This is a genomic window from Caballeronia sp. LP006, assembly GCF_031450995.1.
Taxonomy (GTDB): domain Bacteria; phylum Pseudomonadota; class Gammaproteobacteria; order Burkholderiales; family Burkholderiaceae; genus Caballeronia.
In genome coordinates this window covers 233,791-247,026 of record NZ_JARTVW010000004.1, presented here as the reverse complement: position 1 = coordinate 247,026, position 13,236 = coordinate 233,791, and the positions used below count along the sequence as shown (strand labels likewise).

At 64.5% G+C, this 13,236-nt stretch carries 14 protein-coding genes; 6 read left to right on the top strand and 8 right to left on the bottom strand.

What is annotated here, in order from left to right:
• Positions 1 to 31: 31 nt before the first annotated feature.
• The 5 genes from P9250_RS11245 to P9250_RS11225 form a co-directional block, all read right to left on the bottom strand.
• Positions 32 to 208 (bottom strand): hypothetical protein, encoded by a 177-nt coding sequence (locus P9250_RS11245; protein ID WP_310393031.1) that lies wholly within the window; start codon positions 206 to 208, stop codon positions 32 to 34.
• 31 nt (positions 209 to 239) lie between these two features.
• Positions 240 to 1,502, bottom strand: coding sequence for an FAD/NAD(P)-binding oxidoreductase (locus P9250_RS11240; protein ID WP_310393029.1), 1,263 nt, complete (start codon positions 1,500 to 1,502; stop codon positions 240 to 242).
• Complete coding sequence (locus P9250_RS11235; RefSeq protein WP_250467446.1) at positions 1,499 to 1,756, bottom strand: (2Fe-2S)-binding protein; 258 nt, start codon at positions 1,754 to 1,756, stop codon at positions 1,499 to 1,501. The genes P9250_RS11240 and P9250_RS11235 overlap by 4 nt, the downstream gene beginning before the upstream one ends.
• 137 nt (positions 1,757 to 1,893) lie before the next feature.
• The gene (locus P9250_RS11230; protein ID WP_310394129.1) at positions 1,894 to 3,033 is read right to left on the bottom strand and encodes an FAD-dependent oxidoreductase; all 1,140 of its coding nucleotides are present in this window, start codon (positions 3,031 to 3,033) and stop codon (positions 1,894 to 1,896) included.
• A gap of 5 nt (positions 3,034 to 3,038) precedes the next feature.
• Entirely contained in the window at positions 3,039 to 3,989 is a 951-nt protein-coding gene (locus tag P9250_RS11225) for a 4-hydroxyproline epimerase (protein ID WP_409014869.1), read from the bottom strand.
• Positions 3,990 to 4,202: 213 nt separating this feature from the next.
• Here P9250_RS11225 and P9250_RS11220 point away from each other — a divergent pair, with 213 nt between their 5' ends.
• Complete coding sequence (locus P9250_RS11220; protein ID WP_310393027.1) at positions 4,203 to 5,108, top strand: dihydrodipicolinate synthase family protein; 906 nt, start codon at positions 4,203 to 4,205, stop codon at positions 5,106 to 5,108.
• A 112-nt stretch (positions 5,109 to 5,220) separates the two neighbouring features.
• Here the strand turns inward: P9250_RS11220 and P9250_RS11215 are convergent, their stop codons facing one another.
• Positions 5,221 to 5,964 carry a response regulator transcription factor gene (locus tag P9250_RS11215; protein WP_250466750.1) on the bottom strand — a complete coding sequence of 248 codons (744 nt, stop codon included), beginning with the start codon at positions 5,962 to 5,964 and terminating at the stop codon, positions 5,221 to 5,223.
• A gap of 501 nt (positions 5,965 to 6,465) precedes the next feature.
• Between P9250_RS11215 and P9250_RS11210 the strand changes: the two genes are divergently transcribed.
• The 3 genes from P9250_RS11210 (at position 6,466) to P9250_RS11200 (ending at position 9,630) form a co-directional block, all read left to right on the top strand.
• On the top strand, positions 6,466 to 7,776 hold the full coding sequence (locus P9250_RS11210; protein ID WP_310393025.1) for an MFS transporter: 1,311 nt from the start codon (positions 6,466 to 6,468) through the stop codon (positions 7,774 to 7,776).
• A 122-nt stretch (positions 7,777 to 7,898) separates the two neighbouring features.
• Complete coding sequence (locus P9250_RS11205; RefSeq protein WP_310393023.1) at positions 7,899 to 9,356, top strand: MFS transporter; 1,458 nt, start codon at positions 7,899 to 7,901, stop codon at positions 9,354 to 9,356.
• A gap of 106 nt (positions 9,357 to 9,462) precedes the next feature.
• Complete coding sequence (locus tag P9250_RS11200; protein ID WP_310393020.1) at positions 9,463 to 9,630, top strand: hypothetical protein; 168 nt, start codon at positions 9,463 to 9,465, stop codon at positions 9,628 to 9,630.
• Positions 9,631 to 9,850: 220 nt separating this feature from the next.
• On the opposite strand, the gene P9250_RS11195 is transcribed toward P9250_RS11200, so the two are convergent.
• Together P9250_RS11195 and P9250_RS11190 are read right to left on the bottom strand one after the other, a co-directional pair.
• Positions 9,851 to 10,123 carry a hypothetical protein gene (locus P9250_RS11195; RefSeq protein ID WP_244828475.1) on the bottom strand — a complete coding sequence of 91 codons (273 nt, stop codon included), beginning with the start codon at positions 10,121 to 10,123 and terminating at the stop codon, positions 9,851 to 9,853.
• A 63-nt stretch (positions 10,124 to 10,186) separates the two neighbouring features.
• Positions 10,187 to 11,068, bottom strand: a complete 882-nt coding sequence (locus P9250_RS11190) for a helix-turn-helix domain-containing protein (protein ID WP_409014895.1) — start codon at positions 11,066 to 11,068, stop codon at positions 10,187 to 10,189.
• A gap of 254 nt (positions 11,069 to 11,322) precedes the next feature.
• Between P9250_RS11190 and motA the strand changes: the two genes are divergently transcribed.
• Together motA and motB are read left to right on the top strand one after the other, a co-directional pair.
• On the top strand, positions 11,323 to 12,192 hold the full coding sequence (gene motA / locus P9250_RS11185) for a flagellar motor stator protein MotA (RefSeq protein ID WP_244828477.1): 870 nt from the start codon (positions 11,323 to 11,325) through the stop codon (positions 12,190 to 12,192).
• Between the two features lie 33 nt (positions 12,193 to 12,225).
• Complete coding sequence (motB, locus tag P9250_RS11180) at positions 12,226 to 13,206, top strand: flagellar motor protein MotB (protein ID WP_244828478.1); 981 nt, start codon at positions 12,226 to 12,228, stop codon at positions 13,204 to 13,206.
• Positions 13,207 to 13,236 lie beyond the last annotated feature (30 nt).

Here is a 13,236-nt window from a genome sequence, read left to right as displayed (position 1 = left end):
GGTGGGCTTTCTTTGAGCGCGATGCGGGTGATTATAGGAGCGCGTGCATCGGGACAAAATTGAGCGTGGCGTCTGTCTCGCATGGCGGCTCATGCGTGAGCGGGCGTCGGTTCTTGAAGTTGGCGTTGGCGTTGGCGTTGGCGTTGGCGTTGGCGTTGGCGTTGGCGTTGGCGTTGGCGTCAAGCGTATCGCGGCACGGCTTCATCACGCTAGTACGCGGTTCATCGGCCGCCAAGACCTCAATCCACCGCGCCTTCGTCGAGTTCCGCCATCAATGTATCGATGCGAACTGGCGCGAACGGTGGACGCGTCATCGGGCGTTCCCAGCCGAAATACACCGACGCCGCCTCGCCGCAAATGCGTCCCTGGCACGCGCCCATACCGCAGCGCGTCTGCAGCTTCGCATCGCGCCAATTGGCATGCGCCGCGACGTCGCCAAAGCGCACGTCCTCGCAGCGGCATATGAGCGTGTCGGCGGATGGCGGCGTGCGTGCGGCGGCACCCAGCTCGAAAGCGCGCTCGACGCGCCCGGCAAACGCACGCCAGCGCCTGCGTTCGCGCACGAGACGCATGTCGATGGCGAGCCCCAGCGCCGCGCGCGCCGCAATCAATCCTTCGACGCGCGCCAGCTCCATGCCGCCGATGCCCGTGCATTCTCCGGCGGCGAACACCGCATCGAGCGAAGTGCGCTGAGTGTCGTCGACGCAAAGGGCGGCGGTATCGGCGAATGCGCAGCCTAGCGCCTGCGCGAGCGTCGTATTCGGCACGAGCCCGTAACCGCACGCAATGCGATCGGCTTCGATGATTCGCTCCCGACTGCCAGTGCGGATCGTGACAGCTTCGACGCGCTCACGCCCGTGCGCCTTCACGAGGACACCGCCCGTCCGATAGCCCGCCGTTCCAAGCGCCATGGCCTGCGCGAGCTTCGCGGGCGTCACCGCAAGTGACGCGACAAAACGCGCGATGCGCCCAAAACGCGCCTGCTCGATGACCGCGAGAACTTCGGCGCCATGACGGCGCGCGGTATCGGCGGCGGCGAGCAGTAGCGGACCGCTTCCCGCCACCACGACGCGCTGCCCGCGCACCGGCATCCCGCTCTTGATGAGCGCCTGCAAGCCGCCCGCGCCCGTGACGCCGGGCAACGTCCAGCCCTCGAACGGCAACAGACGCTCCCGCGCGCCGGTCGCGAGAATCAGCTTCGACCATGCGATTTCGAGCGATGCCGTCTGCTGCTCCAGCAAGAGCCGCTTGTCGCCGGAGACGGCGGCCACTTTGGTTGCGCTCAAGCGTGTGAGATTCGGGCGCGTGGCGGTATCGGCGAGCCAGTGACGAAGTGGATCGGCGAGCGCTGCCTGCGGACCTTGCCGCCAGATCTGACCGCCGGGACGCGGGTTATCGTCGATGAGCGCGACCCGCGCGCCCGCGCGCGCGGCTTCCTGCGCCGCCGCGAGCCCCGCCGGCCCCGCGCCGACGATCGCGATATCGAACATTTCGGGCGTCATCGCGGCGTCGCCATCGTCTGGATGACGAGGCCTTCGTCACACAACGTCTGACAGCCGAGCACATGCGCGCGGCCCGCCACGACGACGCGGCACTCCTGGCAGACGCCCATTCCGCAGAGCGCGGCGCGCGGCTCTCCCGAAACAGAGCGGCGCGTGCCTCCGATCGAGCGCATCGCGAGCGCGGCGGCGATGGTGGTGAAAGCGGCGACGTCGAGCGCTTCACCGTCGATGAAGATGCGGACGGTTTCAGCCATCTGGATGATCTTGTAAGAGCGCGAGCGGAACCGGCGCTTCGCCGTCGATGGCGCCACGCCCGGCAGCAATCGTCGAGGCATTCCTGCTTGCGAGCTTGCGAAGCCAAAGCGGCCACGCAAGCGGCAAGCGCGCGCTCTCAACCATCGACAGGCTCCCGCGCAAACCGCTGCGGCGAAAACGCAGCCGAGTAAGGCGCTTGCATCGCGCCGAGAATCTGATCCGCCAGCAACGCGGCCGTGCCGAGCGAAGTCGTGACGCCCAACCCTTCATGCCCGGCCGCAAGCCACAACCGATCGCCCGCATACCGCGCCGGGCCGATCAGTGGCATGCCGTCCGGCGTCGCCGCGCGCAAACCGGTCCACGCGCGAATCGCGTTGAGCGCGCCGATGCCCGGCAAAAACCGCGACGCGCGTCTGAGCATGAGCGCGAGCACCCGGGCATCGATGGCCGGATCGACATTGCCGAACTGCCGCGAAGAGCCGATCAAAATCTGTCCCGTCGGCCGCGGCTGCGCGTTGAACGCCACCGACACGCCGCGCGCGTGATGCGCGCTCTTGATATACCCGAGTTCCGCCACCTGATGCCTGATCGTGCCCGGATAACGATCCGTGATCAGCAGATGCCCCTTCTTGGCTTCGAGTGACACGCCATCGATCAACTCCGCCGCCGCGATCCCGTTGGCGACGACCACATGCGCCGCGTGACGCCGTTCGCCGCCGCGAAGCGTGATGCTCGCGGCGCTGTCGGTCGCGGCGACGCCAGCGACCGCGCAGCCGGTGACGACGCGAATGCGCGCGGCGCCTTCGGAGCACGTCAGCAGCCATTGCGCGGCTGCGGGCGCATAGACGATGGCGTCGTCATCGACGAGAACGCCGCCTCGCAGCGCGTGACTCAGCGATGGCTCCGCCTCGCGCAAGCCGGTCGCATCGAGCAAATGCGCGCGCACGCCGCCTGCCGCGAAGGCATCGTGCATGGTTTGCGCCGCGTCGAGTTCCTCGTCGTCTTCGGCGGCCCAGACGGTGCCGCATCGCACGAAGGCGTCGCGTTCGCGCAAGTGCGGCGCGAGCGCCAGCCACAAGTCGCGCGACGCGCGGGTCAGCGCGAATTCGGCGGCGGAATCGTTCATCACGACGATATGCCCCATGCCCGCCGCCGTCGCGCCGCCGCCGATACCCCGCGCATCCACGACATCGACCACAAGCCCGCGCGCAGCCAGTTCCGCCGCGCACGCCGCGCCGACGATGCCCGCGCCGACGACGATCACATCCGCCGACATGTGCGTCACGCGGCAACGCTCGCCGGAATGCCGCGCGCGAACGGATCGCGCTCGTCGAACACGAGCCGCCCTTCGCCCATGACGTGCGCAAAGCCGGTGATCGTCGGCACGATCTCGCCTTGCGCGTGCTCGTAACTCGCCTCGAACACGCTGCCGATGATGCTTTCCTGCCGCCAGATTTCGCCCGGCGCGAGCAATCCGTCCGCCGCGAGACACGCGAGCTTCGCGCTCGTGCCGGTGCCGCACGGCGACCGGTCGTACGCGCTGCCTGGGCACAGCACGAAGCTGCGGCTGTCGATGCCCGTCGAAGGCGAATCCGCGAACAGTTCGATATGGTCGATGTACGCTCCCGCCGCGCCCGTTATGCCCTGCGCCTGCAGCGCTTCGCGAATCGCATCGGAAAATGCCGTCAACTCCGCGATACGCGCGCCGTCGAGCGTACGTCCGTGGTCCGCGACGAGGAAGAACCAGTTGCCGCCCCACGCGACATCGCCCGTGAGCGGACCGTAGCCAGGCACATCCACCGTCACCGCGCGCCGATGCCGGTATGCCGGCACATTGCGCACGCTGACGCTGCCGTTCGGATTGAGCGTGGCATCGACGGGACCGACGGGCGTATCGATACGATGCCGCCCCGCCGCTATCCGTCCCGCATGCGCCAGCGACGCCACGAGCCCGATGGTCCCGTGCCCGCACATGCCGAGATAGCCGACGTTGTTGAAGAAGACGACGCCCGCAGTCGCGGTGGGGTCGTCGGGCGCGCAGAGAAGCGCGCCGACCATGACGTCGGAGCCGCGCGGCTCGGTGACGATGGCGCGGCGCCAGTCGTCGAAAAGCGTGCGAAACGTCTCCAGCCGTTGCGCGAGTGTGCCGTCGCCCAAGTCCGGACCGCCCGCGGTGACGAGGCGGGTCGGCTCGCCGCCCGTATGCGAATCGATGATGTCGATGGTTTTCATGCCGCCTATCCTAAAAATGCGCGCGGCAGGCGTCTTGGAGCGGCTACGCGATTTCGATGACGATATCGGCATAACCCGCCCTCGCCCGATGACGCTCGCCGGAGCCCGCGCGCGCTGTGCCGAAATCGGCACGCGCCGCGCGCGAAACGCGCAAGACGCCTTGTTTTGCCGTGCTTAAACTGCACAGCGTTCAAACATTTTCGGAGAGCCGCCGTGTCGCATATCTGGGAAGGCGTGATGCCCGCCGTCACCACCAAGTTCAACGCCGATTTCAGCATAGACCGCGCGTGGACAAAGAAGAACATCGAAGCGCAGATCGAGGCTGGCGTGGACGGCATCATCGTGTGCGGCTCGCTCGGCGAAGCTTCGACGCTTTCGCTCGACGAAAAGCTCGACGTGCTCGATATCGCCGTGGACGCGGCGCGCGAACGCGTGCCGGTACTGCTGACCATCGCGGAAAACAGCACGCTCGACGGCTGCCGCCAGGCGGCGCGCGCGGCGAGCCGGGGCGCGAAAGGCTACATGGTGCTGCCGGGTCTGCGTTACATGTCGGATCGGCGCGAGACGCTCAACCATTTCCGCATGGTCGCGGATGCAAGTCCGCTGCCGATCATGGTCTACAACAATCCGCTCGCGTATGGCGTCGATGTCACGCCGCGCATGTTCGCGGAACTGGCCGAAGACAGCAAATTCGCGGCGATCAAGGAATCCAGCGGCGACGTACGGCGCATTACCGACCTGATCAACGAAGTCGGCGACCGCTATGCGCTCTTTTGCGGCGTCGACAATCTGGCGATGGAAGCCATGCTGATGGGCGCGCACGGTTGGGTGGCTGGCCTCGTGTGCGCTTTTCCGCGCGAGACCGTGGCGATCTACAAGCTTTTGCAGGCGGGACGCATGGAGGAAGCGCGCGCGATTTACCGCTGGTTCGCGCCACTGCTCGCGCTCGACGTGTCGCACAAGCTCGTGCAGAACATCAAGCTCGCGGAAACGATCGTCGGCCTTGGCACGGAGCCGGTACGCCCGCCGCGACTTCCGCTTGCCGGCGACGAACGCAAGGAGATCGAAGCGCTGATCCGGCGAAGTATCGAAACGCGGCCTGAATTGCCGCGGCTCTGATTTCGCCGAACAAAGCGATGCCGTCTCGCGACGGAATCCATATGTGAAAGCGTGAGTCTTTCAAGGCAAACGCAAAAATGCCGTCTCGCGACGGCATTTTTACTTGGTGCTCTTAAGCAGCAATACGGGCATGCTCGGGTTCGACGCGCTCGTCGCCGGTTTCCTCGCCATCGCCATACAGATGCAACAGGCGATAACCGCTCTTGTACACCGGCTGCAGGCGGAAGTGATTGACCGGCTCGATTTCCAGCGCCAGACGCAGACGCGACACGTGACTGTCGATAGTGCGCGTGGTTTCGCGGAACTCGCGACCCCAGACCATCGCGAAAATATGATCGCGCGACAGCACGCGACCGATATTCGAGAAGAACAACTGGGCGAGGCGGAATTGCGTGCCGCTCAACTGCACCGGACGGCCGCGCACCGTGACGGCTTGCTGACGCGAATCGAAGCGATACGGCCCGACTTCGAGGCAAGCGCTCGACGTGGTTGGATACGCCCGGCGGATCAGCGCTTCGATGCGCGCGCCGAATTCGCCCGGGCGCACCGGATAAACGACATAATCGTCCGCGCCTGCCGTCAACGCGCAAACGACGTTGTGTTCGGCGCCGTCGGGCGTGGCGAACATGACCGGCACGCGCTCGCCGAAACTGGAGCGCACGGATTTGAGCAGATCGAGACCGCACAGACCGGATGAATTCCAGTCGAGGATGAGCAGATCGACCGTGGAACGCGAGAGCGCCTTGGACAACTGAAGGCCGTCGCCAAAGGTCACGCACGCGTGACCAAGCCGCTTGACGACGTCGCTGATGAGATTTCTATAACTTGGGTCGGTTTGCAAAACGGCGACGCGCATAGGGTCTGGCCTGATGAGTCTGAGGGGCAATAAGCAGATGCCTTGTCGAACGGGCACCGCAGGACGTCTCGTTACAGACTGAGACGGTTAAATACAGGCGGCATTCTGGGCAGACCTGTTTCCCTTTCCCATCGGACTCATCCGAATTTGTCAACGCATGTGACGATTTCGACACCGTGTCGCATGCACAACCATCTCGAAAATAGATCGGCCGTTCTGCCGGAGGTGGCCTTTCATCCTGTAACATCGCGCGTCTGGCTTGAACGTCCCCGTTTGCGAGCTCTTACCGATGTCTCGCAAAGGAACGCTGCCGCGCGACTCCGAGTCGTTCGCGCAGCGCGGCCGCCGGGCGCGATACGACAATGCGTCCGTCGGACTCATCATCCGGTCCTTGATTCGCGCTCACCCGGCGCGTCTTGAAAAGCCGCAGGACAACGCCTCTTCTTGCGCGGCACGTCCCGACACGTGCGCGGCTCTTTTCATTTACGGGTTCTTTTTTCGATGCACGCAACACCTCTGCCCGGCGCCTCGGACACCACGAGCGCCGCGGGCCGCCGTCTCACGCGCGGCGACTATAAAACGCTCACCCTCGCCGCACTTGGCGGCGCTCTCGAGTTCTACGACTTCATCATTTTCGTGTTCTTCGCGCCCGTGATCGGCCAGCTGTTCTTTCCCGCCACGATTCCTGACTGGCTGCGGCAACTGCAGACTTTCGGCATCTTCGCGGCGGGTTATCTTGCCCGGCCGCTGGGCGGTATCGTCATGGCGCATTTCGGCGATCTGCTCGGCCGCAAACGTATGTTCACGCTCTCCGTGCTGCTTATGTCGGTGCCGACGCTCCTGATGGGCCTGCTGCCCACTTACGCTTCGATTGGCATGATGGCGCCCGTTCTGCTGCTCCTCTTTCGCGTGATGCAAGGCGCGGCCGTCGGCGGCGAAGTGCCTGGCGCGTGGGTTTTCGTGTCGGAGCACGTGCCGAGTCGTCATGTCGGCTACGCGTGCGGCACGCTCACGGCGGGACTGACGGCCGGCATTCTGCTCGGTTCGCTGGTCGCGACCGCGATCAACAAGAGCTTCGCGCCGGCGCAAGTCGCGGACTTCGCATGGCGTCTGCCGTTCCTGCTCGGCGGATTATTCGGGCTGTGCTCGGTGTATCTGCGACGCTGGCTGCATGAAACGCCCGTGTTCGCCGAACTGCAAAAGCGCAAGTCGCTTGCCGCCGAGATTCCGCTCAAAGCCGTGCTGCGCGATCATGGCCGCGCCGTGATCGTGTCGATGCTGCTCACGTGGATGCTTTCCGCGGCTATCGTCGTGGTCATTCTGATGACGCCGACGCTTCTGCAGAAGCAATTCCACATCGCGCCGGCGACCGTGCTCGCGGCCAATTGCGTGGCGACGCTGTTCTTGACCATCGGTTGCGTGCTGGCGGGCGCGATTGCGGGGCGCATCGGCGCGGGCAGGACGATTTTCATCGGCGCGATTGCGCTCGGCGTGTCGTATTACCTGCTGTTCCGGCAAGTTTCGCTCGATACGTCCGTGCTCTTGCCGTGGTACGCGTGCGCGGGCTTCACGGTTGGCGTGATCGGCGCGATTCCGTTCGTCATGGTGAAAGCGTTTCCGCCCGCCATTCGCTTTTCGGGCATTTCGTTTTCGTATAACGTCGCATATGCCGTTTTCGGCGGACTCACGCCGATCGTCGTTTCGCTGATGATGAAATCCAGTCCGATGGCGCCCGTGATCTACGTCTGCGCGCTGTGCGCGGTGGGCGCGGTGACTACGCTGTTTATCCGGGATGCGGCGGTCGAGGCCTGAACGGCGGGCCTGATCCGATCACGCAACGCGCACTCCCCGTGAGTGCGCTTTTTTCGCCTTGAACCGCCACGTTTCACCCGTGCCTGAAACATCGAGCGTGCGCCGCGTCTAGCATTGAGGGCATGAACTCGAACCTCGATCTCGATCCCAAAACGTCGCGCCTGAGCGCGCGTCAGGTGCTTATCGTTGCCGCCACCAGCGTCGGCTTCGTCGTCTCGCAACTCGATGTATCCATCGTCAATGTGGCGCTGGCGAGCATCGGTCACGACCTGCACGCGAACGTCGCGAGTCTGCAATGGACCATCGATAGCTACGCGCTCGCCTTTTCCGCGCTGATGCTTTCCGCCGGCTCGCTCGGCGATCGCATCGGCGCGCGGCGGCTGTTTGCGGGCGGGCTCGCCTTGTTCGCGCTGGCGTCGCTCGCCTGCGCGTTCTCGCGCGATGCCCCGCAGTTGATCGCGGCCCGCGCGCTGCAAGGAATCGGCGCGGCGGCGATGCTGCCCAATTCGCTCGCGCTGCTCAACGCAGCCTGCGGTCACGATCCGCGTTTGCGGGCGCGCGCGGTGGGTCTGTGGACGGCTGCGGGCTCGATTTCGATCGCGGCCGGGCCGATCGTCGGCGGTGTGCTGATCGCGGCGTTCGGCTGGCGCAGCATCTTCTGGGTCAACGTGCCGATCTGTGCGGCGGGCATAGCGGCGACGCTCGCGTGGGTCCGCGAAACACCCGCGCAACCTGGAAGCGGTCGTGGCGCGCGCGGTATCGACCTGCCCGGTCAGGCGCTTGCCGTGATCGCGCTCACGGCGCTCGTCGGCGCGGTCATCGAGATGCGGCCGCTCGGACTCACACATCCGCTAGTGCTCGGCGGGGTTGCGCTGGCGTTGCTGGCGGGCGCGTCGTTCGTCGTGATCGAAGGCCGCACACGCTCGCCGATGCTGCCGCTCGCGCTCTTCAAGGAGCGCACCTTCAGCGCGGCGGTGGTGTTCGGTATCGGCGTGAATCTTACCTACTATGGGATGGTGTTCGTGCTGAGTCTGTACTTGCAGCGCGTGCTCGGACATACGCCCTTGCAGACCGGTCTCGCTTTTCTGCCGCTGACGGGCGGCTTTCTGCTGTCGAATCTGGCGAGCGGACCGGTCGTCGCGCGTTTCGGCTCGCGTGCGCCGATGATCGCCGGCGCGCTTATCGACGCCGCCGGTTTCGCGGCGCTCGTTTTCGTCGATGCCCACACGCCCACGCTCGCGCTCGTCGTGCCGTTCCTCCTGATTCCAACCGGCATGGGCGTCGCGGTTCCGGCAATGACCACCGCGCTTCTCGGCACGGTCGGTCAGGAGCGCGCGGGCACGGCGTCCGCAGTATTGAATACGGCGCGGCAGGCGGCGGGCGCAATCGGCGTGGCGGCATTCGGCGCGCTCGCGGGACATGGCGAAGGCGGCGCGGCAACGGCGCAGATCGTCGATGCGGTGCGCTGGTCGGCGGGCATATCCGTCGCGCTCCTAGTCTGCGCTTGCTTCAGCGGGTTTCTCGTGCGCGATGCGCGTGGCAATCGCCCGATGAGCGCGGCACGGCAGGCGACGGAATAATGCGACGAGACTCGGGAACGCGCGTTGCAGACGCATGAGGGACGCCCGGCATCGACGAAACCGTGCCGGTCACACACGAACTGCATACCCTGGAGAACACCCCATCATGTCGACGATGCCCCGCTCACCCGAAGAGCCGATGGAACCAGACCCGGACAAGCTGCTCGACCCCGACGCGGCGCCGAACCCCGACGATCCGGACATGCCCGATGGCCCGGATTCAGCGATGCCACTCGTTCCCGCCGATCCGAGGAATGGGCAGCCGCGCCTTTGAAGGCGCGCGTTGTTCGAGCGGCGCTGCTTTCGTGAAACGGACCGCGCGACTCCGCTGAATGCCGGCGCCGGTCGAGGTCACGCCTAACTGACCGCAGAGACGGCAGGCCAGGAGCCTAAGCAGCGCGCTATGTGGCTCGCACTATCATCCAAACACAGAAAGCAGAACGCCCGCGCGACCGAAGATCGCCGCGCGGGCGTTGTTGCCGTCTAAACCAGAATTACAAATTCGTAGTTTGCACGGCACCCGTCTGCAGGGCGCGCTCGATCAAGCCTTCCTCCTGCGCCCGCTTCACGGCATCCGCGACGAACGTATCCGGCGCCTCGACTTCCGCTTTGATGGCACCGATAATGCCGCCCGCCTCCACGATCACGAGCGATTCCGCCGAATCCGCCCGGCTGATGATGACGCGCCGGGGACCGCCGCCGTCCGCGATACTCGCGCAGAACTGCATGCTTTGCCCGCCGATTACTTGTTCGAATGTTTGAATCATCGCTGTCTTCCGCGTTGGTTGGACAAAAGCCATGGTTAGCCGCTTCGCTAAAACGCCGCGTGCTCATTCATTGATTCGCGCCGCGTCGTCAGGTTCATTTTTGTAAGCTGATGGCCGTGAGCGCAACGACATCTCCGCGAGCGCGGTAGCCGTAAATTCGTCGGCGGGAAAAAAGGCCTCGATCGCCAACTCGGATAGCGTGATGTCCACCGGCGTGCCGAATACCGTCGTCGTGCTCAGAAACGACAGTGTGCCGTGCGGCGTCAAAAGGCGCAGCGGCACGACCACGGGATCGAGTTCGGCACTCCTCGCCTTGCCGGCATGCGGCGGCGTTGGATACGCCTCGAGTTCCACGAGCAGCGCGGCGAGCGCGGCGTCTCCGGAAACCTCGATCTGCCGACGCACACGCGCCAGTAGATGCGAGCGCCATTCGTGCCAGTTCTCGATTGCGTGAGCCAAGCCTTGCGGATGCAGCGACAAGCGCAGCACGTTCACGGGCGGCGCGAGTAGCGACGCATCCGCCGCGAGCGCAACCAGCGCCGACACGGCGGCGTTGCCAGCGATCATCGTCCAGTGACGATCGACGGCCAACGCCGGATACGGCTCGTGTCCCTTGAGCACGAGTTCGACGGCACGGCGCGCGGCATCGAGTTGCGGATCGGCGAACGGGCGTTCGCGATATAGCGGCGCATAACCCGCCGCCATCAGAAGCGTATTGCGCTCGCGCAGCGGCACATCGAGTTGCTCGGCCAGGCGCATGAGCATCTCGCGGCTCGGCAACGATCGCCCTGATTCGATGAAACTCAGATGACGCGTCGATACCTCAGCGTCGCTGGCCAGGTCGAGCTGGCTCATGCGCCGTTTCTGGCGCCATTCACGCAACAGCGCGCCGACCGTCGCGGGCGGCGCGACACTCGATGCAACGAACGCAAGAGTCGAATTCATGCCGCCGATCTTAGTCGATTCGTCCATCCGCGATCCATTACCTGACACGTAATGACCGGTCAAAGTTGCGCCGAATGCCGTCGTAACATTTACCTCGCAAACCATTGCGCAGAAATCTTTGCGCGCGTAACCCTAAATCTCGGGTGGTCCGCGCCGTTAAAAGCCATCAACAAGCCAATAAAGTTTCGCGTGCCGTGCGTGTCTCATGTCGAGCTCGCAGTGCTCGCGACGCCCTGACTTCTTGCGGAGAGATCATGTTTGTCATTATCGGTTGGGTAGTGGTCATCGGTTCGGTGATCGGGAGTTTTATCGGCGTCGGCGGGCATCTGGCGGCGCTGGTTCAGCCGTTCGAGTTGCTGTGTATTTTCGGGGCGGCAATCGGCGCGTTCGTCGTGTCCAATCCGACCGCAACGCTCAAGAAGACCTTGCAAGGTCTGCCGAAGGCCTTCAAGGGCGGCGCCTACACGAAAGAAAAATACCTTGCGCTGATCGCGCTGCTCTATGAGCTGCTGCAAAAGGCCCGCAAGGAAGGGATGATGGCGCTCGAAGCCGACGTCGATGCTCCCGAAGCCAGCCCCGTGTTCCAGAAGTACGAACACGTGATGAACGATCATCATCTGCTCGAATTCATCGTCGACTATCTGCGCATGATGTCCGCAGGCAACGTCAACGCGATGGAAATGCAGGACCTGATGGACGAAGAACTCGAAACGCATCACACCGAAAGCGCCATTGCCGGTAACGCAATTCAGAAGATGGCGGACGGCTTGCCGGCGTTCGGTATCGTCGCGGCGGTGATGGGCGTGGTGCACACCATGGGCTCGGTCGGCGCCGCGCCCGCCGTGCTAGGCGAGATGATCGCGGGTGCGCTCGTCGGAACCTTCCTCGGCATTCTGCTCGCATACGGTTTCTTCGGACCGCTCGCTGACTTGCTCAACGCAAAGGGCGCGGCCGAAGCCAAGCCGTTCCAGTGCGTGAAGTCCGTGTTGCTCGCGTCGATGAACGGCTACGCGCCGACCATCGCCGTCGAGTTCGGCCGCAAGGTGCTCTTCACGGCGGACCGTCCGAGTTTCAAGGAACTGGACGACGCCGTGCGCGCCACCAAGATGCCAAAGTCCGCTTAAAGCCGCTCGCGCTCATTACCGGAAAACACGTTCATGGCTGAGAAACCTTCACGCGATCCGCTGCAATCCGTGCTCGCGCCGACCATCATCGTGCGCCGCAAGAAGAAGGCGCACGGACACGGTCATCATGGCGGCGCATGGAAGATTGCCTACGCCGACTTCGTCACCGCGATGATGGCCTTCTTTCTCTTGATGTGGCTGCTCGGCTCCACGTCGAAGTACGACAAGGAAGGCATCGAGGACTACTTCAACACACCGCTCTCCGCGCTCTTCGGCAACGACGGCGGCGCATCCGCGCACACGAGCGTGATTCCAGGCGGCGGACGCGATCTGTCGAGCACGCGTCCCGGCGAAGGCAAGAAGAGCCAGACTCAGCCGGTGCCGCCGCAAATCGCGCGTGCCGCCGTCGCCGCGGACGACATGCAGCGCCTGCAGCAACTGAAGCAGAAGCTGCAAGCGCTGATCGAACAGACGCCTGCACTGAAAGCGTTCAAGGATCAGATTCGGATCGCGATCACGAGCGAGGGCTTGCGTATCGAGATTGTCGATTCGCTCAAGCGGCCCATGTTCGCGTCGGGCAGCTTCAAGCTCGAAAGCTATGTGACGACGATTCTCACGAATATCGGCGCGTCGTTGAATGACGTCGATAACCGCGTGTCTATCGCCGGTCACACGGACGCCGTGCCCTACTCCGGCAATCAAACGGGTTACTCGAACTGGGAGCTGTCGAGCGAGCGTGCCAACTCCGCGCGCCGGGCGCTGGTCAGCGGCGGCATGAAGGAAAGCAAGATTCTTCAGGTGCGCGGTCTCGCTGATGCGCTGCCGCTCAATAAGGACGTTGCCGACGAACCGACCAACCGCCGTATCAGTATTCTCGTGCTGAACAAGGCTGCGGAACAGGCATTCTTCCGCGATGGCGGCCGCACGACGGTGGATCAGACCTTGCCTCCCGAAACCGCGATTCCGGCGGCCGTGGCGGCGAAATCGACCGCACCGGCAGCGGTGGTCAAGTAAGCTCCAGCCTTCATCGACAGATGCGCCATG